Origin of the sequence: Spirosoma foliorum, assembly GCF_014117325.1 — a bacterium.
GTDB classification, from domain to species: Bacteria; Bacteroidota; Bacteroidia; order Cytophagales; family Spirosomataceae; genus Spirosoma; species Spirosoma foliorum.
Genome location: NZ_CP059732.1, coordinates 5,565,945 through 5,592,241 on the forward strand (window position 1 = coordinate 5,565,945; position 26,297 = coordinate 5,592,241).

The 26,297-nt window shown below is 46.6% G+C and carries 20 protein-coding genes; 12 read left to right on the top strand and 8 right to left on the bottom strand.

What is annotated here, in order from left to right; genetic code table 11:
• Positions 1 to 39: 39 nt before the first annotated feature.
• Positions 40 to 1,428 (top strand): Gfo/Idh/MocA family protein, encoded by a 1,389-nt coding sequence (locus tag H3H32_RS23560; protein ID WP_182458050.1) that lies wholly within the window; start codon positions 40 to 42, stop codon positions 1,426 to 1,428.
• A gap of 115 nt (positions 1,429 to 1,543) precedes the next feature.
• On the opposite strand, the gene H3H32_RS23565 is transcribed toward H3H32_RS23560, so the two are convergent.
• The 4 genes from H3H32_RS23565 to H3H32_RS23580 form a co-directional block, all read right to left on the bottom strand.
• Positions 1,544 to 2,674 (bottom strand): OmpA family protein, encoded by a 1,131-nt coding sequence (locus H3H32_RS23565; protein WP_240543473.1) that lies wholly within the window; start codon positions 2,672 to 2,674, stop codon positions 1,544 to 1,546.
• Between the two features lie 104 nt (positions 2,675 to 2,778).
• Positions 2,779 to 3,390, bottom strand: a complete 612-nt coding sequence (locus H3H32_RS23570) for a hypothetical protein (protein ID WP_182458052.1) — start codon at positions 3,388 to 3,390, stop codon at positions 2,779 to 2,781.
• A gap of 160 nt (positions 3,391 to 3,550) precedes the next feature.
• Positions 3,551 to 4,081 (bottom strand): REP-associated tyrosine transposase, encoded by a 531-nt coding sequence (locus tag H3H32_RS23575; RefSeq protein ID WP_182458053.1) that lies wholly within the window; start codon positions 4,079 to 4,081, stop codon positions 3,551 to 3,553.
• A gap of 320 nt (positions 4,082 to 4,401) precedes the next feature.
• Entirely contained in the window at positions 4,402 to 6,252 is a 1,851-nt protein-coding gene (locus H3H32_RS23580; RefSeq protein ID WP_182458054.1) for an ABC transporter ATP-binding protein, read from the bottom strand.
• A gap of 235 nt (positions 6,253 to 6,487) precedes the next feature.
• Here H3H32_RS23580 and H3H32_RS23585 point away from each other — a divergent pair, with 235 nt between their 5' ends.
• The 8 genes from H3H32_RS23585 to H3H32_RS23620 all read left to right on the top strand — a co-directional run bounded on the left by H3H32_RS23585 (position 6,488) and on the right by H3H32_RS23620 (position 17,466).
• On the top strand, positions 6,488 to 7,948 hold the full coding sequence (locus H3H32_RS23585) for a leucine-rich repeat domain-containing protein (protein ID WP_182458055.1): 1,461 nt from the start codon (positions 6,488 to 6,490) through the stop codon (positions 7,946 to 7,948).
• A gap of 281 nt (positions 7,949 to 8,229) precedes the next feature.
• Positions 8,230 to 9,552 carry a leucine-rich repeat domain-containing protein gene (locus H3H32_RS23590; RefSeq protein WP_182458056.1) on the top strand — a complete coding sequence of 441 codons (1,323 nt, stop codon included), beginning with the start codon at positions 8,230 to 8,232 and terminating at the stop codon, positions 9,550 to 9,552.
• On the top strand, positions 9,521 to 10,606 hold the full coding sequence (locus H3H32_RS23595) for a fibronectin type III domain-containing protein (RefSeq protein WP_182458057.1): 1,086 nt from the start codon (positions 9,521 to 9,523) through the stop codon (positions 10,604 to 10,606). Before H3H32_RS23590 ends, H3H32_RS23595 begins: the two co-directional genes overlap by 32 nt.
• A 174-nt stretch (positions 10,607 to 10,780) precedes the next feature.
• A complete protein-coding gene (locus tag H3H32_RS23600) occupies positions 10,781 to 12,907 on the top strand; it encodes a hypothetical protein (RefSeq protein ID WP_182458058.1) in 2,127 nt (708 codons plus the stop codon).
• A 100-nt stretch (positions 12,908 to 13,007) separates the two neighbouring features.
• A complete protein-coding gene (locus H3H32_RS23605) occupies positions 13,008 to 13,307 on the top strand; it encodes a helix-turn-helix transcriptional regulator (protein WP_182458059.1) in 300 nt (99 codons plus the stop codon).
• A gap of 40 nt (positions 13,308 to 13,347) precedes the next feature.
• Entirely contained in the window at positions 13,348 to 14,652 is a 1,305-nt protein-coding gene (locus tag H3H32_RS23610; RefSeq protein ID WP_182458060.1) for a thioredoxin family protein, read from the top strand.
• Positions 14,653 to 14,724: 72 nt separating this feature from the next.
• Complete coding sequence (locus H3H32_RS23615) at positions 14,725 to 15,279, top strand: low affinity iron permease family protein (protein ID WP_182458061.1); 555 nt, start codon at positions 14,725 to 14,727, stop codon at positions 15,277 to 15,279.
• A gap of 159 nt (positions 15,280 to 15,438) precedes the next feature.
• Positions 15,439 to 17,466 (top strand): PAS domain-containing protein, encoded by a 2,028-nt coding sequence (locus H3H32_RS23620; RefSeq protein ID WP_182458062.1) that lies wholly within the window; start codon positions 15,439 to 15,441, stop codon positions 17,464 to 17,466.
• A 418-nt stretch (positions 17,467 to 17,884) separates the two neighbouring features.
• Here H3H32_RS23620 and H3H32_RS23625 read toward each other — a convergent pair whose 3' ends face one another.
• From H3H32_RS23625 to H3H32_RS23635, 3 genes are read right to left on the bottom strand one after another with little or no spacing between them, the layout of a single operon-like run.
• Entirely contained in the window at positions 17,885 to 18,466 is a 582-nt protein-coding gene (locus H3H32_RS23625) for a biliverdin-producing heme oxygenase (RefSeq protein ID WP_182458063.1), read from the bottom strand.
• Positions 18,467 to 18,484: 18 nt separating this feature from the next.
• Positions 18,485 to 18,916, bottom strand: coding sequence for a response regulator (locus H3H32_RS23630; RefSeq protein WP_182458064.1), 432 nt, complete (start codon positions 18,914 to 18,916; stop codon positions 18,485 to 18,487).
• Between the two features lie 3 nt (positions 18,917 to 18,919).
• Positions 18,920 to 21,160, bottom strand: coding sequence for an ATP-binding protein (locus H3H32_RS23635; protein ID WP_182458065.1), 2,241 nt, complete (start codon positions 21,158 to 21,160; stop codon positions 18,920 to 18,922).
• A gap of 419 nt (positions 21,161 to 21,579) precedes the next feature.
• Between H3H32_RS23635 and rbsK the strand changes: the two genes are divergently transcribed.
• From rbsK to H3H32_RS23650, 3 genes are all read left to right on the top strand, one after another.
• Entirely contained in the window at positions 21,580 to 22,482 is a 903-nt protein-coding gene (gene rbsK, locus H3H32_RS23640) for a ribokinase (RefSeq protein WP_182458066.1), read from the top strand.
• Positions 22,483 to 22,640: 158 nt separating this feature from the next.
• Positions 22,641 to 24,191 (top strand): ADP-ribosylglycohydrolase family protein, encoded by a 1,551-nt coding sequence (locus H3H32_RS23645; protein ID WP_182458067.1) that lies wholly within the window; start codon positions 22,641 to 22,643, stop codon positions 24,189 to 24,191.
• Between the two features lie 69 nt (positions 24,192 to 24,260).
• Positions 24,261 to 25,463, top strand: coding sequence for a hypothetical protein (locus tag H3H32_RS23650; protein WP_182458068.1), 1,203 nt, complete (start codon positions 24,261 to 24,263; stop codon positions 25,461 to 25,463).
• A 90-nt stretch (positions 25,464 to 25,553) separates the two neighbouring features.
• Here H3H32_RS23650 and H3H32_RS23655 read toward each other — a convergent pair whose 3' ends face one another.
• Entirely contained in the window at positions 25,554 to 26,156 is a 603-nt protein-coding gene (locus H3H32_RS23655; RefSeq protein ID WP_182458069.1) for an outer membrane beta-barrel protein, read from the bottom strand.
• Positions 26,157 to 26,297: the final 141 nt, after the last annotated feature.

Below are 26,297 nucleotides of genomic sequence, written 5' to 3' on the forward strand. Positions count from 1 at the left end.
TCTTTCATCAATCGGTTTCTGACGTAAACAACCAACGTTATGAAACCGATTGATCGTTTAGTGACCACGCTCGTTGATAATGCCGGGCTGGGCACTTTATCGCGCCAGGATTTTCTTCAGTTCACGGGCCGTAGTCTGGCCGTTGGCGCATTAGGCAGCACGTTAGCTGCCTGCGACAAGAAATCCGAAGCTACAAATGCTTCTTCAACCGCTAGCACACCCAGCGGCTCTGTCCCCAAACTTCCGGCCGTCTCTCCACCTGCCGATGTTCCTTCCGATCCCAGTAAACCCATTGAACTCGAACAGATAAAAGCGAAAACTGAGCAGCAGGAAGGCCCTACCCCCACGCCAATGGCCGCAGACAAGCGTATTGGCTATGCGCTAGTTGGTCTCGGCCACCTTACGCTCAACCAGATTCTGCCCGCTTTCGGAGCTTGCACCAAATCAAAAGTAGTGGCCCTGGTGAGTGGGAATCCCGAAAAAATGCAGAAAGTAGCGACCCAGTACGGTGTCAAAAAAGAGAGCTGTTATAGCTATGCCGACTACGATAAACTGCGCGATAACAAGGAAGTTCAGGCCATTTATATTGTATTACCCAACGGCATGCATGCCGAGTATACGATTCGGGGAGCACAGGCGGGTAAGCATATTTTATGCGAAAAGCCGATGGCCAACTCGGTAGCGGAATGCCAGGCAATGATCGACGCCTGCAAAAAGGCGGACCGTAAGCTCATGATTGCGTACCGGATTCAATATGAGCCGCACAACAAAATGGTGCGCGATATGGTCCAGAAAGAACAGTTTGGCAAGGTGAAAAGCATCATTGCCAACAACGGTCAAAACTCTGATAATCCTAAGCACTGGCGCTTCAATAAAGCCTTGGCCGGAGGTGGCTCCCTTCCCGACGTGGGTCTATATTGCCTGAATACGATTCGGTTTGTGCTGGCAGAGGAACCTACGGAAGTTATGGGATACGTACACAGTACGCCCAACGATCCACGTTTCAAGGAAGTTGAAGAACAGGTAAACTGGCTCATGAAATTTCCAAGTGGTGTCCAGGCCAGTTGCGGTACCAGCTATGGTCATCACGATGATAAGAGTTACCGGGTACTTGCCGATACAGGCTGGATTAAGATGGACCCGGCTTTTCCGTATACGGGCCTAAAGCTGGAAACGAGTCAGGCACAGGGTACAGAAAACCAGATTATCCAGCACAACATCTCCGACAAAGACCACTTCGCTACCGAAATCGATCACTTTTCGGCATGTTTGCTTGACAATAAAACGCCTTTTACACCCGGCGAAGAAGGGCTTCAGGATCAGAAAATCATGGAAGCCATTTACCAATCAGCCCGCGAAGGCAAGCCCGTGAAATTAGAGACGATAACGAAGAAAGATGCGTTTAGAGGACCAGAACCAACTGCCTAAACCGGGATTTTTATGATTTGACTGACCGACTTTGATTTTATTATTTCTATTCGGCAAGGCCGAAAACAAAATCAAAGTCGGTCAGTCAAATCATAAAAATCCCGGTTCAGAAATATTAGATGACCACAAACTCCACTCGTCTATTCTTTTTCCGGTTTTCCTCGTTGTTGTTGGGCGCAATCGCATCAATAGGGCCACGGCCAACGGCTTTTAGACGAGTTTTCGAGATTCCTTTATTCACCAGATAATCAACAACCGCCTGACAACGATCACACGAAAGTTTTACGTTTAGGTCGAAATCGCCCTGATTATCGGTATGACCACGAATTTCGATTTGCATGGACGGATTTTCCAGTAATACAACTGCCAATTGGTCGAGTTCGGGTGCTGATTCCGGGCGCAGTACAGGAGAGCTTTGGTCGAAGTAAATATTCTTAAGCGGGATGGCTTTCCCCTTTTCAAGTGTTCCGAATGGCTTTTTCGTAACGACTGGCATCGGTAGGCTGCTGGGCAGAGTTGGTCCCCTGAACGCTGGTTTTGCAGCCGGGGTTCCTACATAGGTCGTCTTCGCCGATTTAACAACCGCTTCGGGGAGTGCTTGGGTCTGGTTGATATCGGGCGTTTTTTTAGGCGTTAACATCACGCGCGCTTCACTCTGTACACTATCTAGTTTGATAGATTTTGTAAAATCGCCATAGCCATTAGCAGAACTGGTCAACTGGTAGATTCCCCTACCTGGTAAGTCCGTTTTAACCAGACCAGTGGCTGAATCGGGTGTTAGCAAAAGCGTTGTCTTACCAGCTTTGCCTGAGATTGTGAAACGGGCATCCGATATCAGTTTATTCGTCCGGCTATCAACCGCCCAAACGGTTAGTTTGATAGTCGCTGGGTCTAACTGAGCATCAAATTCGTAACGATTACCTGCCGACGATAGGGCAATCGTCATACTTCGAAAAACGGTTGTATACCCCTCACCACTTACCTCAATAGCCAACACATCGGCCCCAGTAAACACGCGTTCCAACTGCCCGTTTACCAGCGAAAACTGCTGCGTTTTGCCCGTTGCTCTGGAAGTTATTTTGGCGATAGCCGATGTCAGAGGTTTACTAATGTCGACCGCAAAGGCCTTGATCGTCAAAACACTAGGCTTGACATTTCGTCCAGAGTCAGCCGGGATAGCCATCACCGGCCTAACATTGGGTGACGCTTTGATACGTGAATAATCGACTTCTCTCCTTTGGCCCATACAAAGTCCCGCAAACAGTAAATAAACTACTGTAACCAAAACTATCTTGCTGTTTAGGAGGGACATCCGTTGACGGTTTAATTACTTACAACTCCTCTTTTAGCTTAATGATGAGCTGTCGTTGATGCAGGCGGATTGATCATAATGTGGGCCCGGTGTGTGCCAGGGTCCATAATCCAGGGCATGCCCGGTGCTTCGGGTTTTAGAGGTAGGCCCGTACTTTCGGCGGTAGCGTAGGGAATGTATACCACATAACGCAGGTATCCATCTTTTACTTCGCCAGTTGTTGCATCATAGTCTCCTTCCTTTGCGGTGTAGGAAAATAGAGTCGATGGGTGCGTTGGCATCATCAATTTCTTATCCTTAACCTCCTGCTCACGCATAGCCAGGATTTCCGCAGGCTTTTTACCATCTTTTTTCAACACCCTTCCTCGTTCCATAAACGGGTCCAGATCGCGGTGGTAACAGGATACGCTTAAACCTTTCTGCGCGGGATCATCGGCCAGACAAACTAATTCATTCGTACCTTTCCGCAGTACAACAAACTCGTTTTTAGGCGAATATCCGTACACAGTGGCTCCATCTCGTTTATCAGCTGGTGCGGCCAGAACGGCGGCTTTAATTTGACTATCGGGCGCTGGGATCATAGGCGCCTGCGCTAATGCAGCCGTTACTGTTCCTTGTAAAGCAATGAGGGTAAGGAGGCTAGTTTTCATGATTAATGGTTTTAGGATTGATGGCGCGAGGCTCCAGCCTTGTGCCTATTATTCATCGGCCTCTGGCCGATATGCAAGACGAATTTTATCCAATCGGCCAGAGGCCGATGAATAGTAGACACGAGGCTGGAGCCTCGCGCCATCATCATGCTATCCCCGATCAGTAAGGACTTAAATGCAAAGTAGTATCTGGATTTGCACTACTGTAAATATAATTCTGTGGCTCGTTGACCAAGCCTGCTTTTACTGGATTTTGATGAATATAATCAATTTTCTCATCGATCCAGCGATTCGATTCTAAGCCGATAGGATGATTACCATGTTGCCACACCTGAAATTCGGAGTTACTGACTCTGGGCTTGGCAAAGTACCGAAATAAATACAGTAGCCAATCTCGACGACTCTCTTCAGGATGATCCTGAATCAACTGCACTAATTGTTTCGCGGTATAACTCTTAAAGTCACGCATAATCGGCCCCACTTCACCTGATTCAGCGTCACAAATCATGTGGATATGGCTTGGCATTATACAAAACGCATAGATTCGCAGCCCCTTTCGAGTGATACATATATTCAGATTTCGGACAATTTCGTCGCAATATTCTTTCCGGGTAAACACATCAATCCAGCCAACAATAGTAAGCGTTACAAAGAACAGACCGTCTTTGTAGAACCTGTATTTCTCTGACATAAAATTAGGAAATTATGGCGCGGGGCTCTGGCCTCGTCCCTATTATTAGTCGGCTTCTGGCCGAACAAATAAACGAATAATCCCCATACATATACTAATACTACCCTCCGGCCAGATTGAGTTTTACTAAATAAACGCGGTTTATTTTTTAATCTCACCGGGTTAAAACCCGGCGCAAAAACATAGAATGAATGAACTGCACCAGGTTAAAACCCGGTGAGATTGAAAAGAACATAGAAAAGTATTTTCCTCGATTAATTAGTGAAAATAAATGAGGCCGGTGAATAATAGACACGAGGCTAGAGCCTATCGCCATCAGCTTACTGATACCCCCGCGCCTGTAAGCCAAACAGTTCGGCATAGCGGCCATCTTTCTCCAATAGTTCATAGTGGCTACCGATTTCGAGCAAGGTACCATTTTCCAGAACCAGAATCCGATCCGCCATGCGAACCGTGCTGAATCGGTGCGAAATAATGACCGACGATTTACCTTCGGTCAGTTGGGCGAAACGCTGAAAAACTTCGTACTCCGCGCGGGCATCGAGAGCGGCTGTGGGTTCGTCAAGAATAATGAGCTGGGCGTCGCGCATATATGCCCGACCAAGCGCCACTTTCTGCCATTCTCCTCCTGAAAGCTCAACGCCTTTCCCAAACGAGCGTCCCAGTTGCTGGTCGTAGCCCCCAGCCAACTTGGCAATTACGGTATCGGCCAGACTCCGTTGCGCCGACGTTTCGATACGGGGCTGGTTAGTTCGTTGATCAATATCACCCACTGCAATATTGACGCCGGCCGACATTTTAAACCGTGTATAGTCCTGAAAGATGACGCCGATGTTACGACGGAGTTCCATTAGGTCGTACTCGCGCAGGTCGTAACCATCCAGCAAAATTCGCCCTTCGGCAGGGTCATAAAGTCGGGCGAGTAGCTTGACAAGTGTGGTTTTGCCAGCACCATTCTCCCCTACTAATGCCAGTTTTTCCCCTGCCTGAAGCGTAAATGACAAATTACGCAATGCCCACCTCTCAGAGTTTGTGTACTTAAATCCAACATTCTCAAAAACAAACCCTTCACGGATTGGATTGGGGAAAGCGCGTACCGTTTTCGGCGAGTGAATCAGCGGTTTGATTGCGAAATAATCGAACAGATCCTGCAAATAAATCGCTTCCTGCGTCAGGCTGCTAAACTGAAGTAGAATTCCCTCCAGCGATCCTCGTACCTGCCGAAATGACCCAGCCAGAAAGGTTAGATCGCCCAGCGAGATTTGCCCACTAACCGCTCGCATCACGATCCAGACATAGGCACCATAATAACCCGCTGTACCGAGTGCCGTTAGTAATGTTCCCCAGCTAGCGCGGCTAATGGTCAATGCCCGATTCTTCAAATAATACTCCCAGGATAATGACCGGAAGCGATCAATCAGAAAGCTGGAGAGACCAAAGATTTTAACTTCTTTGGCCGTTTCGTCACTGGCTCCAATGTACCGCAGGTAATCAAGTTCACGTCGTTCGGGTGTCCAGGAGCGGGAGAGCGAATAACTTCGTTGATTAAAGTAATTATCGCCAATAAACGAGGGAGTTACAGCCACCAAAATCAGTAGCAACAGCCAGGGGTTATACACAGCCAGACCAGCCGCCAGAAAACCTACTGAAATCAATTCCTGCACCTGGCCAAATACGCCAGAAAGCAGGACCGTGCGGCCCGTTGTCTGACGTCGAGCGCGTTCGAGTTTATCGTAAAACGTAGCATCTTCAAACTGCTCCAGATCGAGTGTGGCCGCGTGCTCCATGAGCCGAATGGAAATCTGATTAGCAAACAAATCGCCCAGTAAGCTATCCAATAGCGATACCGCCCGTCCCAATGCGTTTGACAGGATAGCCAGTCCAAATTCGATCCCAACCAGCCACCATAAGTAATGTGTATCTTCCGTATGCGCCTGCCGTGACAGTAAAACGACCTGATCAATAATCAGTTTGCCAATATAAAGGGTAGCGGCTGGAATAGCGGCCCGAATAAGCCGCAAAGCAGCGTTACCGAGGAATAAGGCAGGCGATACTTCCCAGACTAACTTGAAAAATGCGGGCAGATTACCCAAAGCTGCGAAGCGTTCGCGCCAGCTTACTTGTTCCTTAGAATCAGCGGGTTTAGGCCGTGGAATTTCAGACTTTGCCATATCTAAAAAGACAAGGCTTGTCAGGGATTAGTTCATAAATAGCAGCTTGTCAATATAGCCTTACAAACTCTGTTTTCGATCTAGCAGCTTATTTATGTTCAGTATCACAGAGCTATTTTTTATACACAAACATAAGCCGAAAGGTTACTTTAAACACAAATCCTTGTCTAAGCAATAATCTAATCAAGTAGCTCACCGGCTTGCACTTAATTACCCTACACTTGTTAAATTCTTTATGAACATTAAGATTACCGCACTTTCAATAGCTGTGCTATTGACCCTTTTTGTTGTATCCTGCAAAAAAAACAACGATCCAGAACCCAACCTGCCGCCTGCTGCTTTCACCGTCATACCCAAATTAGCCGCTTCTGGCACCGATGTAGTGCTAACCTGGACAAAAACCAAAGATCCCAACGGAGACCCCGTCACCTATGCCGTAGTTTACAAGGACACACTGGCTAAGAATCTCACCGATACTACTTATACAATTAAGAATGCGGGTTATGGAGCTTCAGTAGTGGGAAGTGTTGTGGCTTCCGATAATCAAAAAGCGTCGACTGTATCTTCTTTCAGCATTACTACTGGTGCAAATCCGTATGTAGCGATTCCTGATGTCAATTTTGAAAAGGCGCTGATTACGCTGAAAATTGATGACGTACAGGATGGGAATCTTCTGCCGTCTAGTGCTCAGAAAGTTACTAGCCTAAATGTAGCTGGAGCGAGTATCAAGAATTTACAAGGCATTGAAGCCTTTGTGAATTTGAAAACCTTGATTTGCTACAGTAACAATATTTCAACTCTAGATGTCAGTAAAAACACAGCACTAACGAGTCTGGATTGTTCCTTAAACAACTTAACCAATTTAGATGTGAGTAAGAATACGGCTCTAACAAGTCTGAACTGTAATTACAACAGCATAAATGCTCTCGACGTCGGTACAAATATCAGCTTAAACGCACTCGCCTGCTATCACAATAACATATCAAGCCTAGACATTAGTAAACAGCCAGCTTTACTCAACTTAAACTGCTCTGTTAATAAACTAGCGGTTTTGGATGTAACCAAAAACACAGCTTTAACAAGACTAGATGCTTCTTATAATCAATTGACAGCGCTTGATATTAATAAGAATACGGATTTAACCTATCTGGATTGCTCTAATAACAGTATAGCAACTCTAGATTTAAGTAAATCTACCCTACTAAAAACATTGTATTGCGGAAACAATAAGTTAATATCTCTGGACACTAAAAATATAGCCTTATCTTACTTATACTGTCAAAGCAACAGTCTAACTAGTTTGGATGTTAGCAAAAGCACATATTTGCTCGACTTGTATTGTTACGGAAATAGCCTAACAACGCTGGATATCAGTAAAAACACAGCACTACAAGCATTGTATTGCTATAATAATAAGCTCACTACACTAGATGTAAGTAAGAATGTAGGCTTAGGAAAATTGTATTGCTACAATAACAGCCTATCTACTTTGGATGTGAATAAAAACACTGCACTTTATTGGTTTAATTGCTCTACTAATAGCTTAACAGCATTAGATATAAGCACCAATTTGGCTCTTGAGTATCTGGATTGTTCGTCAAATAATAAAATTCAGACCATTTGCGTAGCAAGTCTTGCTAAAGTATCTACTAATTGGACTAAAGACGTAACCGCAACCTATAAGGTATGTAAGTAGCGTAAAATCATTAACATAATCAGTCAAAACAAGGCTCGTATTTCGGTAAATACGGGCCTTATTTTTAGAGTTACCCAATTGCCTATAGCCAATGCTACGCCACGATTAGTTGTGGCATTCCCTAGAACCATGACACGGCAGAGGTCTAAGCAAAAGCCCTATCAAAAACTATATCAAACTAACAGCCTAGTCACTTTTAGCGTTTTTTTCGTCTAAGGCCTATATCTGGTGTACTTGTAAATAGATGTTGTTACGCCAATCCGCACACTTGTTAGGTTTTTATGAATACACGGCTTCTTTTGATCAGCTTGCTTGGTCTATTAATTTTATTCGTTACTGACTGTAAAAAAAACGATGATCCCAACGATCCCAATTTTGCAATAGCGATTCCCGACCCAGCCTTTGAACAGGCCTTGATCGACCTGAAAATAGATACTAAAAAAGACGGGAAGGTACTCTTCTCCAGCACGCAAAGAGTAACCAGTCTGAATCTGTATAACAAAGGAATAAGCAGCTTGCAGGGGCTGGAAAGCTTTGTCTATATAACCAGCCTGGATTGTTCGCAGAATAATCTGGTCTATCTGGATGTGCATACCAATACCGCACTAAAAACGCTGGAGTGCAATGGGAATAAACTGATAGACCTGGACGTCAGTAAATTGACAATGCTCAATCGGTTGGGTTGCAGTGAAAACAAGTTGACCAGTCTGGATGTCAGCAAGAATACGCAACTCACTCATTTAGCCTGCTCGGCCAACAACCTAACCGGCCTGGATATTAGCCGAAATACATCGCTAACACTTGTACATGGAAATGCCAATAAATTCACCAGTCTGGATTTAAAGAAGAATCTCTCGCTGAGCATTTTAGCCTGCGCGGATAATAACTTAACTGGCCTCGATATCCAGGCGAATACCCGGCTGGTTTATTTAGACTGCAAAAATGCAAACCTCACCAGTTTGGATGTAACCAAGAATGAGCTCTTAACTGAACTCTATTGTTCTGGCAACAACCTGAGCACTCTGGACATCAGCAAGAATAAAATCCTGACCGATTTAACCTGTTCGGCCACCAATCTAACCCGACTGGATATTACCCGAAATACGATCCTGGCAAACTTGTATTGCGATAACAATCAACTGACTGCTTTAGATATCAGTAAAAATACCCGATTGCTCATTCTGGATTGCAAAAACAATCAGTTAGACAGTCTGAATTCGAGCAGGAACACCATGCTGACTCAATTATTTTGCTCGAAAAATAAGTTGAAGATACTGAATATCAGCAGTAATAAAGAGCTTCTTAGCCTGAATGGTGGCGACAATAAGCTGGATAGTCTTAATGTCAGTAAGAATCTAAAGCTGACGAGTTTGTATTGTTCCAGCAACAAAATCACGAATCTGGATGTCAGCAAGAATACCGCGTTAACCGAACTGTATTGCGCTAACACAAACCTGACCAACCTCGACCTAAAAAACAATCCACTGTTACAATGGATGTCGTGTAACAACAATACGATTCAATTTATCTGTGTAGCTGACCTCGGCAACGTAAAACCTACCTGGCTCAAAGATGAGTCAGCTACGTATCGGGTTTGCCAGTAATATCAACTTTCTACCACACACCTGTTATCGGCCTATGTCTACCCGAATTCTCCTGTTTACGCTGGCGATCTTACTGAGTTTAGTTGTCCTATCCTGCAAAAAAAGTGATGACCCAGAACCTAATCTCCCACCGGCAGCCTTTACCGTAACACCTAAACCAACGATTATTGGTAACGACGTACTATTGACCTGGACCAAGGCCAAAGACCCTAACGGCGATCGGGTTACCTATATGGTAGTATATAAGGATACGTTAGCTCAAAACCTCTCCGATACTACCTACACGATTCGTAATGTGGGGTATAACATCACAGTAGCTGGCAATGTGATTGCCCGAGACAGCAAAAAAGCTACGACAGTAGCATCGTTCAGCTTGGCCATCGGCGTCGAACCCTACGTAGCGATACCGGATACAAACTTTGAGAAGGCACTCATTGACCTAAAAATCGATTCGGTACGAGATGGGCTACTGCGTGGAACCGACGCTCAAAAAGTAATCAATCTGCCGCTTGCCAATAAAAACATAAGTCGCTTGCAGGGTATTGAGGCTTTTATCAGCTTAAAAACGCTCGATTGCTCGGCCAACAACCTAAGCAGTCTGGACGTGAGCCAAAATACTGCTCTGAATAAATTGTATTGCAACGCCAATAAATTGACCCGTCTGGATGTAACCAAGAATGTCGCGCTCAACGAATTGGATTGTTCTGCGAATAGTCTGACAAGTCTGGATGTGAGCCAAAGTACAGCACTCACCCTATTGGGTTGCACTAAAAACAACCTGACTTCCCTAAACATCAGCACCAATACCAAACTAGCCAAATTGTACTGTACCAATAACCGCTTAACCAGTCTGGATATCAGCAAGAACAAAGCCTTAACCGTGTTGTGGTGCTTCTCCAACACCCTAACCGAGCTAGACTTACGAGCCAATTCACTGTTACAGGTGTTGCAATGCTTCGGCAATAAAATCCAGACCATTTGCGTAGCCGACCTCACCAAAGTAGCAACCGATTGGCAGAAAGATACATCGACTACGTATCAGGTTTGTAAGTAATCAACTAGTAAGATTTGTTTAGGAGAGAACAGACCCGTCTGAACAAAATTGGCGGGTCTGTTTTTAGGGTGAAGTCTAGCTATTAAATAAATCTCCTTTAGTCAGCAGGATACGTAGCCCTTTCCAAGACAAAGTAGGTAGTATTGGCAAATGATTACTAAATCAGCCAGGCTAGTGAAATCCATTGTCCAACTCCTTGTACTACTTTTAGCGCTTATTCTGGTGTGCTCCCACATTTCTTATGGGCAACCATTCGTTCAGGAAGTTGCGACCTCCTACACAGTTGAAAACGGACTTCCTAAGGGAAGAGTAACAGCGATATCACTGATAAACAATGCCCCTCTGGCTTTCAGCAATAACGATATATACGAGCTGTCTGGACATACCTGGCGGTCAAAAACAGGCCATATGCCAGCCAAATCAGCAACTGGATTGACTCAAATCGAGGGAGTAAAAATCCTTTCTTCGGCTACGTATCAAAACCGGTTGATCGTAGGCACCGCCAAGGGGTTATATCGTCTGACGGGAAAAAAAATCGAGCGAATGATGCCCTCAAACGAAACATACAATTGGCCCTTACGCCATGTTTCGGTGGTATTAGTCGATTCCAGAAACCGCTTGTGGTTCAGTGCCGAGGAAGGGGTAGGCTATCTGGATGGAGCACACTGGCACCTGTTTACAGGCAAAGAAGGGCTACCCTACAATCAGTTCACCTGTGGAGCCGCTGCACCAAATGGGGTAGTCTGGTTTGGCACCACCAAAGGGGCAATCAAGGTCGAAAACGATTTTTTTAGCTATCGGTTTAGCCAACGCTGGCTTCCAGACGACGTTGTTAACGGCATCGCTGTCGCCAAAGACGGAACAGCCTGGTTTGCCACGAACAATGGCGTAGGTCAGATTAAACCCACGCTTATAACCCTGGAACAGAAAGCCGATTATTTCACCCAGCAAGTTGAGCAACGACACAACCGCATGGGTTTCATAGCCCAAAGTCATCTAAAAAAACAGTTTGCTATTGAGAGTTGGGAACACACTATTTCAGACAATGACGGTATGTACACCGCCATGTACGGTGCAGCCCAAGCCTTCCGCTATGCAGCAACGGGAAATCCACAAGCCAAAGCACTCGCAGATCGATGTTTCAAATCCTGCAAATGGCTGGTGGACATTTCCCACGAACCGGGTTTCCCCGCCAAGGTAATTATTCCGATCGACTGGCCTGAGCCTGTCAACGAGCAGTATGGACACGAATACAATAAACAGCATCAGCAATCCGATCCGATGTGGAAAGACATTTACCCCCGATTTCCCACAAGCAAAGACGGAAAATTTAGGTGGAAATGCGATACAAGTTCGGATGAGCTGGCTGGGCATTTTTTCTTTTACGGAATTTATTATGACCTGGTAGCCAAAACCGACGAAGAGAAAAAAGCCGTGCAGAATGTGGTTCGTTCCATAGCCGATCACCTGATTCGCCACGGATACAAACTGGTTGACCATGACGGAAAAGTGACCCGATGGGGTGACTTTTCACCGGACTATTTCAATTCGGTTTATGGATATGATCAGCGTGGACTAAACTCTATGATGATGCTATCGTTTCTTAATGTTGCCAGGCACGTAACCGGTGACAATAGGTATGAGCTTGAAGCAGACAAACTACGAAAGCAGTACAATTACCATATTTCCGCCCTTCACCCAAAAGAATATTTCCCCCCAGAAAATGTAGTTCCCTGGGACAATAATCTTTGCCTGATGAGTCTCTACGGGTTGATTAACTATGAAACTGACCCATCGTTGTTACTCATGTACCGCCAGGCGCTGGAAACCGCCTGGTTACATATCAGTAAGCAAAAAAATGCCTTTTGGGATGCCATTTATCAATCATTGGCCAATAAGTTTACCCGTCTGGCCGATCAGAAGTACTTTGAAGGCAAAAACCTCTTTCCCGAAAACCACCTGTATGCTCCTTCTGTAGTCCAACGCTGCTACAAAGCAGCAAACAACCCAACCTTTATTCTTGAAAATCTTCAGAAAATCCCGCTGGATTTAATTGGTTATACCATGGACAATACCCACCGGTTAGATGTTGTTTTTGACCCTACTCCTGGGCAAGATCCCACCAAAGGTTGGCGTACCGATGGCTATGCCCTGCCAATCGATGAGCGTGGACACGTAAGGCAGGATCGTGACGGGTTTGCCCTCAGGTTATCAGAAGGAGACGGAAACGATGAACATGAAGGGACGTTTTTCCTCTTACCCTATTACATGTCTGTCTATCATAAACTCATTCAGCCCTAAGACGCCAGACTAAATTCTTGACTCTCATACCATTCATTTAATTAATTGCCCCATATCAAAAACGTCCTTAACGGCCAGTGATATTGACAAAGTCCTCGCCGTGAAAACATTACTTGACCGTAATCCGTTGGATACCTATTCGCTTCTGCAACTGGCCCGCTTTGTCGGGTTGAATGATTACAAACTCAAGAAAGGATTTCGGGAAGTAGTAGGCCATACCGTATTCGGTTATCTAAACGATCTTCGTATGCAGTACGCTCACCAGTTAGTATGTGATAGTAGCTTTACGATTGGTGACGTAGCGACCAAACTTGGCTACAGCGAAACGCACCACTTCTCGTCGGCTTTCAAACGAAAATTTGGTTATTTACCAAGCCAGCTAGCCAACAAAAGCAGATAATTTTCTAACTTCTTCCGATTACACATCAATACGATTTTATATGCCATTGCTCGTTTCACGGTTAATTTTTTGCCTGCTTCCACTTCTTACCTTTAGTTCAATTGCCCAAGATGCTACTCATTTAGCTGCTGAACCAGGGGGAATCTCGTTCTTTAAAGGCTCCTGGACCGAAGTACTGGCCGAAGCCAAACGCCAGAACAAACCCGTGTATGTGGACATTTATACAACCTGGTGCCCTCCTTGCAAACGCATGGCCAAAGAAGCGTTTCCTAACCCCAAAGTAGGGGCAAAGTTCAACGTGCACTTTATCAATTACCAGCTCGATGCCGAGCGGGGCGAAGGTGTTCAAATCGCCAAACAGTACGCTGTGGCAAGTTATCCAACGGCTTTGTATATCGATCCCAATGGAACGCTGGTCCACCGGGCGGTAGGCTATCCGGGCATCAACGGCATGATCGATCAGGCCGATCATATGCTGGCTTTATCTCAACTACGAACAACAGTTGCCAAGGGCGATCGTGATTATGTTGAGGGGAAACGTGATCCCGATTTCCTCAAAAAATACCTGATTTCCCTTCAGGCACTTAATCGGCCTATCGACGATGTGCTCGACGCTTATCTGGATGCACTGCCCGAACCCGAACGGGCAACCAATGAAACGATAGCCTATCTGGCGGAAAAATTACAATCGTCAACAACAAAGTCGTTTGATTTCCTGATTAAAAATCGACCTTCTATTCTCTCATCCGACCCAGCGAAACGGAATCTGGCAACTCCCGTTTATCGTGCCTTGTACCGTGCGCTCTCCAACGACTTCAAACAGGCAGAACTCACTAACGACGAAGCACTACTCGAAAAAGTCATTGTCAACAACGAACGAAATACGGTTTCCGGCAATCCATTTTTCGTTCGGCAGGAGGCTCAGAAACAGGAAGCAGCCAACGACTACCGGTTGAAGTTTTTCAGGCAAACCAAAAACTTCGCAAAATATCGGGAGCTAGCGGGCCCAATTGCGCAAAACCAATTGATGAGCCAACCGCTGGATAGTTTGCGAAAATTAGATTCGACAACAGCCCTACGGGTAAAAACGATGATGGTTATTATACCTGACTCAATCCGGACTAAGATAGCAGCTATTGATCAGCCAGCCAACGATCGACTTATGTCGTGGAAAGTGTCGCATTCACTGCATGAAATTGCAGATACCTACCGTGAACTGGGAACGTCAGCGGCAGACTGGGAGCAAGCGTTAGCCTGGACCGAGCGATCTATAGCGCTGTATTCCGCTCCTGCGTATTTGGCGACGTATAAAGCGCTTCAGAAAAAACTTGGCCGTCACGATTGACCATTTTAATCTCAGAGAGCGCAATGGATTGACGATTTAGAGAGAACTTACCTCCTTTAATTCGTTTATCGTATGAACTCCAGCCGATTCACCAAATTCTTCGAGAAATTTGCTTCCAAAGCAACCCAGGCTACTGGCTCTTCCTCCGCTTTTTTGATAGCCTTGCTAACCATTATTATCTGGCTCGTTACCGGCCCCGTTTTTGGCTACTCCGACACCTGGCAATTGATCATCAATACGGGAACAACAATCGTCACCTTTCTAATGGTGTTCCTGATTCAGAAATCGCAGAACAAAGATTCGCTGGCGATGCAGATCAAACTGAATGAGCTTCTTGCCGTCAATCGAAAAGCGAGTAATCGGCTGTTGAATGTGGAAGACTTGACCGAACAGGAACTCCACGCTTTACACCGGTTCTTTGGCGAATTGGCTGCCAAGGCCAAAACTGAAGCCAGTCTGTCCGAATCACACTCGGTGGAAGAAGCCGAGGAAATCCATAACGATAAAGTGGAAGTTCTGCATGAACGGCAGGCTGCTCGCAAGGCCGAAAAACGAGCGGTTAAGTCGCAGAAAGAAGCGGAGAAAAAGGCAACAGGTAAGACGCCACCAACCAATAAAAAGCCCTGATTTACGGCAGCCGTAGCGGTTAGCACACCAGTTTTCAGGCCTTTTTGGGTATAATGACAGATATATGATAATTTTATCAGAAGTTATACACAAACAGTCCTGTTAAAAAACAGGTTTATTACTACCAGAGCTCATTTCGGCCTAGAGCTCATTTACTGTATGAATCAGCCGCCCGCTGCTCCGTCAACCACACTTCAGCCCCATGAAGAAGCGTTATTGCGACGTTCTTATGATCAGTTACAAACAGCCCTCAGCATTGGTCTGATTGCGACCTGGTTTTGGGATATTGGAACTGATCAGGTATTTGGCGACCGAAATCTATTGCGGTTTTTTGGCGTAGATGAAACACAGGGACAGAATGGGCTCCCTCTAAGCACATTCACTAATACTATTCATCCCGACGATCAGGCGCGGGTTATTCTGCTTATTAATGAAGCCGTCCAGTTAGGCCATACGTATGAGGCAGAGTACCGAATTACTTCTAAGTTTTCAGAAGATCGGTGGGTGCTTGCCCGTGGTCGATTGAGCTATAATGAGCAACATCAGCCGCTCACATTTTCGGGTGTACTGATTGACGTCACCGATCGAAAACGGGCCGGAATTCGGTCGCAGATGACCGAAACCAGCTTACGACTTGCCGTAGAATCGGCCCGAATTGGTACCTGGGAGTTTTATCCGCTTACTGGCGAATTGATCTGGTCAGATCGCTGTAAGGAGTTGTTTGGTCTGCCTGCTACGGCCGAGATCGACTACACTGTGTTTTTACAAGGCCTTCATCCCGACGATCGCGCGTTAACCGACCAGGCGGTAAAAGACGTGCTGCAACCGGATAGCAACGGAATTTTTACGTGTGAGTACCGAACCCTGGGTATAGAGGATGGTCAACTTCGCTGGATTCGTTCCAAAGGGCAGACATTTAAGAATAACCAGGGAGCTGTTGAGCGGTTTATTGGGACAGTGGTTGATATAACTTCCGATAAAGAGAATGAGGTACATCTGCAACAACTGGTACACCAACAAACTCAGGATCTGGAGCGTCAGGCCCATCAACTACGCACGACGCTGGATGCATCAATCAACAGCATTATAGCCATGACGGCGATTCGGGATGAAACCGGCACAATTGTCGATTTCATGATGAATACCGCCAATGCAGCGGTTGTCCGAAGCAACGCCATGCAGCCCGAAGAAATTATTGGGCGAACCTTGCTGACCGTATTTCCGGGCAACCGGGAAAATGGCTTTTTCGATCTCTATGTACGCGTTGTCGAAACGGGCGAACCGGGACAAAGCACGCAGTATTACCGTGATGAATTAGGGTTAGAAGGCTGGTTTGAAGTATCGGTCGTTCAGCAGGACGGCGATAGTGTGGTAGTTACTTTTAACAATATTACTGAGCGAAAGAAAGTTGAGTTAGCTGCACAACAACAGGCCATTGACCTCAACAAAGCCAACGCTGAACTTAAACGCTCCAACGAAAGTCTACAACAGTTTGCGCACATAGCGTCGCACGATTTACAGGAGCCGCTTCGCCGGATTCAGGCCTTTAGCGACTTGCTGAAAGGGCAATTTGCCGATAATCTTTCCGATGGCGAGCGAGACATGATCCGTCGAATTCAGCGTTCGGCCCATCGGATGCAAATGCTGGTTAAGGATCTACTTACTTATTCCAAGCTTAGTACCCAGCGCGAACCCTTCACAACGGTTGCCCTGAACGGTGTTCTTGAAGATGTGGTCAACGATCTGGAAATGAGTATTACGGAGAAAAAAGCGACTATCGACATTGGCCCATTACCCAAAATTTCGGGGAGTTCGTCGCGGCTACGACAGCTTTTTCAGAATCTGATTGCCAACGCGTTAAAGTTTGCCTCGCCGGGCATATCACCCGTTATCAGCATTCATTCGCGCATGGTTCAACCCGACGAATTGCCTACGCAGGTACAAGGTTTACACCCTTATCCTTTCTGGCTTATTACCGTAACCGATAACGGTATTGGCTTCGATGAGCGGTATAAGGATCGAATTTTCAGTCCTTTTCAACGATTGCACGATCCGGCGACCTACAGTGGTACCGGTATTGGATTAGCCATTTGCCAACGAGTTGTCGATAGTCATGGCGGGGCGATTGATGTAACAAGTCAACCCGGTGAAGGCTCTACCTTTAAGGTGTTCCTGCCAGTTCTTTAGATTGGTTAGAGATGCCTTGAAGTAGTTCGGCGAAGTTTTAAACTTCGTCAGAGTGTTATCCGGTCTCTGACCGGTATTTTAGCTGTATCCTCGGTGTGTGTCCTCACCTAGAGTATATAAACATTTCTGACATAGGCTAATCAGCCCTGTAAGGGCGACCTGTCAATAGGTATTCTCGCTTAGTAAGAGCCTGAAGCGCCGTAGGTGCGACCTAATTCTGTCCATATCGGTCGCACCTACGGCGCTTCAGGGTACGATTAGTTCTCTATTTACTATTAACAGGCCACTCCTAACGGAGTTTTGAACATGCTCAAAAAATGTGCTTATATTCTAGGTTAGGACACAGACCGAGGATACCAAGCAGAATTAGTTCAAATCAATAAACCAGGCTCAGCGCCCCTGATTTAACGCGAACTACCTAAAGAACTGGCAACTGGCTACGTTGAAAAATAGTCTGATAATCGATAAAAGCCTGACCCGCAGCAGCCACCACTTCATCGGCGTGGGCCTCTCCTTCGCGGGTTATGAATGCGCCAAAGTTCTTCCAGTTACTTCCGGTAGATGCCCCATATCCCTGATAAAATCGAGCGTGCGTGAGTAACGGCAGAATGGCGGGGTTTTTCTGTAACATTCTCCAGATTACCGTTCCGCCCAACATCGACCCTTCGCCAACATAAGCCGCACCCAGCAAGGAAACTGGTGACCAATCAGCAAATAACTCAGGCATAACCTGCGGCACTGCCTCATTCAGATTGGCCAAATCGTCCAGCAGCCAGGCTGTTTTCCGACGCGTATCTGGCTCATAGTCTTTGAAAAACTCAGGGTATTGATCAATTGCCGTTTCAAGCGCCTGATGAAATATGAAATGGGTTCGGAGCAGATGACTATATTCCTCTACTGAAAGCGTTCCGTTTTGTAAGGCTTCGGTATAAAACTGTTGTTCAGTCTGTTCGTGTAGGGGACGGGTTTCGTTCCGTAAACGCTCTAATAAAGTGCTCATTGAAGGTGTTGAGTAAATCTACTTCGTATCGATTCGGGCATTGTTCTCAAGCCAGAAATCGCACAGTTTACTAAGTAAGGTTCCGGTAGCCTGATAACTACCTGGCTTCACGATATAGGCATTCACACCAGCTTCATACGCTGACTTTATATCGCGCGGGCTATCGGATGTGCTAAACGCAACGATGGGCACAAACCGGGTTCGATCGATGGAGCGGGCCTGCTGTACAACTTCGACACCGCTCAGACCATCCAGATTCAAATCCAGCAACACCAGTTTAGGCAACGAATGTGGCTGGTTTTTATAGCGCCCCTGGCCCGTCAGATAATCGACAGCTTCTGAGCCACTGTCCATAACAGTGTACGTAAACGGGCGATTCAGCTTCTGCATCAGGCGACTGAATATGTCCGCATCGTTCGGATTATCTTCAATATATAATACGTCAACCATGAGCTAGGCGTGTGTCGTCAGTGGAAATGCAACAGAAAACGTGGTACCCCGATCTGGTTCACTATGAAACCAGATTTTGCCCTGATGCCGGTTAATGATCCGCTTCACAATAGCCAAACCAACGCCAGTGCCCTCAAACTGACGGGCATTTTCCAATCGCTTGAATAAATCAAACATCTTGCCAGCTTGCTTCATATCGAAGCCGATGCCGTTATCTTCTACCGAATAAATAACCTCATCGTCTGTTTGCCGACCATTTACCTGTATAACTGCTTTGGGAGTCAGTCTGGTATATTTTGCTGAATTCCCAATCAGGTTTGTAAATAATTGCAATACCATGGTTGGATCGGCCGAAATGGCTGGCGTCTCTCCAATGTCAATCTGTAAAGACCGATCTTTAGCTGTTACCATAATTTCCTCCCGGATGCCTTCCAGCAGTTGACGCATATCGACCTTTTCAGTGCTTAAATCGGTGCGTCCCATCCGCGAATAGTACAGAATATGCCGGATGAGGCTCCGCATTCGATCCGTTGAATCAATGATTTTCTGAAACAGAGCCTGCGCATCGGGATTCAGTTCAGCTCCGTACTCTTCAAGCAGTATTTCGGAGTAGCAGCGAATCGACGATAAAGGGGTTCTTAAATCATGCGATACGGTGTAGCTAAAGGCATCCAGTTCTTCATAGGCTACTTGTAAACGCTGATTTAGCAGCCGGATTTCATTCGCCTGCCTTGTTACAACCTGCAAAATATCTTCGCGCAACTTAACAACAGCCCCTATTTCGGCTTCGCTCCAGGGACTCGATGTATTGCGTACAATTTCGATCCAGGCGGCAAAACTCGTTCGGGGATTGATGCGCTGCTGCCCATCGGAGGTAACCGTAACGGGTTTATCGGGATTACCCGCCCAGGTAACTTCCTGAATCTGCTCAGGCTTAAACCAGAATACATATTCTTTCAACTCCCGCGACAACTCAATCGCCAGCAAGCCAGCACCTACATCCCGAAAAGCTTCAGCCGGAGGATACAGATTCGGAAGTTGACTGGTTTCCAGAAATGTTTCGGTGTCGGTTGTGGGGAGCCAATCCGCCAAGGCCCGAATATCAGCTTCATCGGGCGTCTGCCCCAGTTGGTAAACTTTATCATTGAACACTAAGGCAGCACCGGTTGCCTCGGTCATGTTCAGCACTGTTACGGGCGATTTGACTAGTGCCCGCACAACGTCGTCCGTAAAAATTAACTGCTCGTGAAGCCGTTGCCCATTCTGGGTGTATTGCAGCAGGTTTGTCTTGTCTTCTTCATCTTTACGAAACTCTAAAGCTGCCGAGAGTAATTGGCTGACAAACTTAGCCGCCTGCCGAGCCGGATAATCGACAAAATGGGGTGTTGTATTATGGCACGAAATCAGCCCCCACAATTCACCCCGATACATTAACGAAATACTCATGGATGCCTGCACACCCATGTTCCTCAGGTATTCAATATGAACCGGTGAAACAGCTCGGAGCACCGAATGCGTAAGATCGAGCGGGCGATCGCTGGGCCAATCTGAATCAGATAAAATTTTGGATGGCGTACTGGTTGCATCGGCAATCAATCGCACCAGATTGATTTTATATAATTCGCGGGCCTGCCGGGGAATATCCGAAGCCGGGTAATGCAAGCCCAGGTAGGGTTCTAAGTCGTCGTCTTTTTCTTCGGCAATTACTTTACCATGCCAATCGGCGCCAAACCGATACACCATGACCCGATCGAAACCAATAATCGTTTTTACACGCCGGGCCGTATTCTGAAGCAAGTCGACCAGGGTTCGGCTCGACTGCACTTCCGTTAGCGCCTGCGCCAGTAATTGCTGATTGATCAGCGCATTCCGTTCATCGCCACTGGGTTCCCATTCGAGCAGAATAAGCCCTAAATATTGGTGAATAATCAGATTCCAGACTTGTCCATTCAGGGTTACCCGATTTGGATTCATGGTATCCCACGAATCATTCCGGCAACCTACATTCAAGAGTTCTACCAGTGTGTTTCCTGGCACACTTGTTTCCGCCAACAGTGCCTGTACAGGCTGCCCCAGCAACTGAGTCGGTGCAATGCCAACCAGCTCAGCGATATTGTCACTGACGTGTACAATGGTATAAGTATCGGGTTGAATAGCTACTAAATACCCATGCGACTGGATATGGCCGAGAATATGGATCGGCTCGCGCTCACAGTTTGTCAGATCAACAGGTAATGAATTCATTGAGTGCTTTCGGGTAGTTAACTACCAATAATAGCTGATATGGTCCAGTTAAGAGATCGGAGCAATAGCATGCAATATAAGCATACAGATGCCAGATTCAACATACATATGATTAACTCCCTGGGACATCGGCTGTTCAGATAAATTTGACTAAAACAGTAAATGGGCGTTACCAAATGCATTTAGATACAGGCATGGTTTACATGACTCTTTGGAACCTAAAGAATCTCTAGATTCACGGCTATTCATAGGTTTGCGTACTGAAGTTTAGAGTTATTTTTTTGTCATTCCGACGCAAGGAGGAATCTCAAAGTAGCTTATTAGTCAAGCTTGACCGGGCCGCCGGAGCGGATTCCTCCTTGCGTCGGAATGACAAAAAACTAGTTAATTAACAATTTCGTCGAAAACGCTTTTTCGTTATGCCAAATCAGATTTTGGTGGTTGGTAGTTCAAATACCGATATGGTCGTGAAGACCCAAAAATTACCCGCACCGGGCGAAACCGTACTGGGCGGTACATTCCTGATGAATCCGGGTGGTAAGGGAGCCAATCAGGCAGTTGGTGCCGCCCGACTGGGTGGTCAGGTGACCTTTGTTGCCAAGGTTGGCAATGATATTTTTGGTCAACAGGCTGTGGCGGGTTTCCAACAGGAAGGCATCAACACTAGCTACATACTGACCGATACGGAACACCCATCGGGCGTTGCACTGATTAATGTGGATGCTTCGGGCGAAAACTGTATCACGGTGGCTCCGGGTTCAAACGCCCATCTGCAAGCCAACGAAACCGACGCAGCCCTGCAAACAGCAAGCGCCGACGCCCTGGTCCTTCTCCAACTCGAAATTCCGCTTCCCACCGTCGAGCATGTGGTGAAGCAGGCTGCCCAACAAGGGTTGCGCGTTATTCTGAACCCTGCCCCTGCTCAGGAACTTCCAGCCGATTTATTTCAGCATCTTTTTTTAATCACGCCCAACGAAACCGAAGCCGAACTATTCACGGGGGTTCGTGTAACAGACTTACCCACGGCTAAGCAAGCCGCTCAAAAACTCCATGAAATGGGCGTATCGAATGTTGTTATTACGCTTGGTTCAAAAGGGGCTTACTTCTCCACGGGTACTGAGGACCAGCTTATCGAGACGGCAACCGTCAAAGCCATTGACACGACAGCGGCAGGCGATTGCTTCAATGGCGCACTGACCGTAGGGCTGGCCGAAGGGCAGTCGTTACCCGATGCAATCGCCTTTGCCTGCAAAGCCGCTTCGATTTCGGTTACGCGCATGGGTGCTCAAGCCTCTATGCCTAAGCGGGAGGAAGTAGTGTAGTGATGTGGTGTCGGGTTCTTCAACCCGACATTCGCAGGTTTCTCAAAACCTAATTAACTATAACACTCGGTTTTAAGAAACCTCGCTAGTGGCAGGTTTAAGAACCTGCCACCACGAATGCCACTAATTAACCCCAACCCCCAAACCAAATCATTTCAATGAAACTCCTTTCCCTCTCTATACTTACACTAGTCTTGTCAGCCACGATTCCCCCTGCCAAAACAGGAGCACCCGCTACTGTGACGCTTTCCAAAACCATGCTTCAGGATAAAATAAAAGGCGGCTGGGCAGGTCAGGTTATCGGTTGCACGTTCGGTGGGCCGACCGAGTTTCGATTTACGGGCACGATGATCAACGCTTACCAGCCCATTCCGTGGTACGACGGCTATATCAAGAAAACCATGACCGACAACCCAGGCCTGTACGACGACCTGTATATGGACCTGACGTTCGTGGATGTTTTTGAGAAAAAGGGGCTTGACGCGCCCATTGCCGAACATGCCAATGCGTACGCAAAAGCTGATTACATGCTCTGGCACGCGAACCAGGCGGGTCGATATAATATTTTGAATGGGATGAAAGCGCCCGCTTCAGGGCACTGGCTCAACAATCCTCATGCCGATGACATTGATTTCCAGATCGAAGCGGATTTTTCGGGACTGATGGCTCCCGGCATGCCCAACACAGCGGTGAAAATTGGTGATTCAATTGGCCACATCATGAACTATGGCGATGGCTGGTATGGTGGTGCGTACGTGGGTGCTATGTACTCGCTGGCGTTTGTCTCTAAAGATGTGAATTACATTGTGAAGGAGGCTTTAAAAACCATTCCCGCTCAGAGTACATTTTATCAATGTATTGCCGATGTCATTAAATGGCACGATCAATTTCCGAACGACTGGAAACGCAACTGGTTCGAGATCGAACGAAAATGGTCCGACGACATTGGCTGTCCCGATGGCGTGTTTCACTCCTTTAACATCGACGCCAAAATAAACTCGGCCTATATTGTCCTGGGACTTCTGTACGGGGGCGGTGATTTCACGAAAACGATGGAAATCAGTACACGTGCCGGTCAGGATTCCGACTGTAATCCAGCTTCAGCCGGTGGCATTCTGGGCACTATGCTGGGCTACGATCACATTCCGGCCTATTGGAAACAGGGCTTGAAAGAAGCCGAAGATATTGACTTCAAATACACGACCATGTCGCTCAACGATGTGTATGCCATGAGCATGAAGCACGCCCTGCAAGTTGTGGAGCGGAACGGCGGCAAAATCAACGGAGATCAGGTTACGCTTGCCCTCCAAACACCCAAAGCCGTGCGATTGGAACAAGCCTTTACAGGGCATTATCCCGTGCTGGCGCGAGGGATTCACAAAGAAATAGACGGCGAGTATAGCTTCGATTTCGATGGTACGGGCTTTGTTCTCAAAGGTGAAGCGAAGCCTAAATCGCGCAACGCATGGGATTATAAAAGCGACTTCGCCTTCAACGTTGAGCTATACATTGATGGCCAGAAAATCGAAACGGCCAAACTACCCGTCGATTTTACCCACCGTCGGCATGAACTGTTCTGGCGTTACCAGCTTCCTAAAGGCAAACATAACGTACGCCTAAAGGTATTGAATCCGGATGCGGAACACATCGTGCGCATGGGTGAATTACTCGTTTACAGCGATAAGCCAGTTCCCTCAAAGCTCCATTGATTGTTTGTTTTATATGCCATATCTCCAAGATATGGCATATAAAACAAACAATATACATTATGCCACCTCATGTCCCGCCATTGGTTCTTTTTTCTTCTGTTACTGACCCTGTCAGCTTCGGCCCAGAAACCGATTCCACCTTCGCTTCATGCCGATCCTGCCGGTGCCTTAACGACGTATCAGCAAAATCTGGCTAAGCTCCGACAGCACTATCCAAATCGTCGCGAACTGCCCGATCTGAAGTTTTTCCTTTTTGGCATGGGCGATCGCTTAAAACTGATCTACCGAAAAGGGCGGCTGCTGAACGCACTAACGGGCAATATTGAAGAACAATGGCATGTGAAAGAGGAGATTATCGTCCCCTCCGAATATCTGGTGCAATTGACGCTGGCCGATGGGCAAACCATACAGATTCGCGAAGATGAAACGGGTGTGTGGCTCTTACAGACAGGCAAACGACCCAGGCTTATTCCTGGTACTCGCAGTCGATTGCTATTGCCCCACTTTGCCGATCATCCGTACGGGCCAATACTGCGGGTGCTGCATCAGGAAGTTCTTATCAATGTGATCAACGGGCGGCCGACTCCCAACTTTCTGGTCTATCTTAAACCCTGGTATCGTGATGCGGCATTAATGGCTATGGTGATGCGGGAGACCAATAATCTCTCGCTCATCAACGATTGGATCATGGCGATTCGTGATCCATTCGATCGCAACAATCACGGAATTCCGGAAACAGATAATCTGGGCGAAGTCTTATTTCTGACCTCGTTAGTAGCCGATAAAAGTCATCCCGTGGTGCAGATGGTGCGGGATTCTGTCAGGAACTTTCAAAAGGACACGTACATCATCGGTAAAACGGACAATGCCGAACACCCAGTTTTCCAGACCAATTGGCTCAAATATGGGTTAAAATCGCTTGGGCTGCCTGATCCGTATGTCCTTCCAAAACAATACGACAGTTATGCTTCCCTCTGTTGGTGGAATTCGGCAACTGAGGCTGTCACTCCCACTAAATTCGACGAACGCTTAGCGGCCAATCGCCCTTATTTAGCCTGGGCCGAGGATCATTTCTATAACCAATCTGGCGTTTCCGAAAAACGAGCTATAGTTGGCAACCTTGATTATCCGCTGAGCTGGGAACAGCAATCTAGCTCAGCTCACTATCCTGGCCTGACTGTATTGGATAAAGAATTTGTGAAGCAGAAACTGGCTTTTCCCCATGCCTGGCACGCAGCCGAGATGTTTCTGTTGTTATTGGACAGTAAATAATTTTTTTGACAGGATTTACTGGATAAAACAGGATTTGTACGTTGGTTAAATCCTGTTTTATCCTGTAAATCCTGTCAAAAAGAAACCATTTTATCGGTTGCCCGCAATCGTAAGACCCGCTTTTACGGTTAAGTACGAATTATCGGCTGTCATGGTCAGACCGGAGGTAGCGGTCTTAACACTGGTATCGCCAACGAGGTTGTAGGCCGCTTCCAGATGCCAAATTTTATACTTAATGCCAAGTCTCCCCATTCCGCCCAGGTTAGCCGTGACGGGTAATGGATACGAAATGGAATTATAAATGGGCGTACTTTTTTCAGCATAATAAAGTCCGATCCCAGCTCCAATATAAGGTTTAAGCGCAGAGCCCGTATTGACCACGTAATTAGCGGTCAACACCCCTGACATAATCGATTTCGTTTGGGTTGGAAACGAAAGATTATTATCAAGGTATTCCGTGCGCTGAACAAATGCCTGCTCAAGCCGAAAACCGAGGTCAAGGTTTTTGATAAACTTATCGAGTTCGTATTGCGGCTCAAGGCTATAAACGAAGCCCGCTTTCGCGAAATCGGTTTTGGGTGCCCGGTATGTTGGATCTGAAAATCCGCCAGCAATAGTCACTTTAAATGGTTTCTTTTGGGCAAACCCGGCAAAGGAAATTTGTAAGAGAAAAAGTAAGAATAACTTACGCATAAGATGAAAATGGTTTTTTGTAGACAATTGATGGTAGGAGTACAAAACGTTCGTCATCGTTGTAAAGGACCCAACAACCGTTGTCTATAGTCTTTACACCCAAAAGCCTGTTTACGTTGCAAAAGAACGAGTGAAAAGCTT

What these genes read in the sequence shown, in the direction of transcription:
- H3H32_RS23570 (WP_182458052.1), bottom strand. Translation starts at nt 3,390, where the DNA reads ATGAAAACTAGCCTCCTTACCCTCATTGCTTTACAAGGAACAGTAACG.
- H3H32_RS23635 (WP_182458065.1), bottom strand. Translation starts at nt 21,160, where the DNA reads ATGAATTCATTACCTGTTGATCTGACAAACTGTGAGCGCGAGCCGATC.
- H3H32_RS23615 (WP_182458061.1), top strand. Translation starts at nt 14,725, where the DNA reads ATGAACTCCAGCCGATTCACCAAATTCTTCGAGAAATTTGCTTCCAAA.
- H3H32_RS23575 (WP_182458053.1), bottom strand. Translation starts at nt 4,081, where the DNA reads ATGTCAGAGAAATACAGGTTCTACAAAGACGGTCTGTTCTTTGTAACG.
- H3H32_RS23585 (WP_182458055.1), top strand. Translation starts at nt 6,488, where the DNA reads ATGAACATTAAGATTACCGCACTTTCAATAGCTGTGCTATTGACCCTT.
- H3H32_RS23645 (WP_182458067.1), top strand. Translation starts at nt 22,641, where the DNA reads ATGAAACTCCTTTCCCTCTCTATACTTACACTAGTCTTGTCAGCCACG.
- H3H32_RS23625 (WP_182458063.1), bottom strand. Translation starts at nt 18,466, where the DNA reads ATGAGCACTTTATTAGAGCGTTTACGGAACGAAACCCGTCCCCTACAC.
- H3H32_RS23650 (WP_182458068.1), top strand. Translation starts at nt 24,261, where the DNA reads ATGTCCCGCCATTGGTTCTTTTTTCTTCTGTTACTGACCCTGTCAGCT.
- H3H32_RS23655 (WP_182458069.1), bottom strand. Translation starts at nt 26,156, where the DNA reads ATGCGTAAGTTATTCTTACTTTTTCTCTTACAAATTTCCTTTGCCGGG.
- H3H32_RS23620 (WP_182458062.1), top strand. Translation starts at nt 15,439, where the DNA reads ATGAATCAGCCGCCCGCTGCTCCGTCAACCACACTTCAGCCCCATGAA.
- H3H32_RS23595 (WP_182458057.1), top strand. Translation starts at nt 9,521, where the DNA reads ATGAGTCAGCTACGTATCGGGTTTGCCAGTAATATCAACTTTCTACCA.
- H3H32_RS23590 (WP_182458056.1), top strand. Translation starts at nt 8,230, where the DNA reads ATGAATACACGGCTTCTTTTGATCAGCTTGCTTGGTCTATTAATTTTA.
- H3H32_RS23565 (WP_240543473.1), bottom strand. Translation starts at nt 2,674, where the DNA reads ATGGGCCAAAGGAGAGAAGTCGATTATTCACGTATCAAAGCGTCACCC.
- H3H32_RS23610 (WP_182458060.1), top strand. Translation starts at nt 13,348, where the DNA reads ATGCCATTGCTCGTTTCACGGTTAATTTTTTGCCTGCTTCCACTTCTT.
- rbsK (WP_182458066.1), top strand. Translation starts at nt 21,580, where the DNA reads ATGCCAAATCAGATTTTGGTGGTTGGTAGTTCAAATACCGATATGGTC.
- H3H32_RS23560 (WP_182458050.1), top strand. Translation starts at nt 40, where the DNA reads ATGAAACCGATTGATCGTTTAGTGACCACGCTCGTTGATAATGCCGGG.
- H3H32_RS23580 (WP_182458054.1), bottom strand. Translation starts at nt 6,252, where the DNA reads ATGGCAAAGTCTGAAATTCCACGGCCTAAACCCGCTGATTCTAAGGAA.
- H3H32_RS23630 (WP_182458064.1), bottom strand. Translation starts at nt 18,916, where the DNA reads ATGGTTGACGTATTATATATTGAAGATAATCCGAACGATGCGGACATA.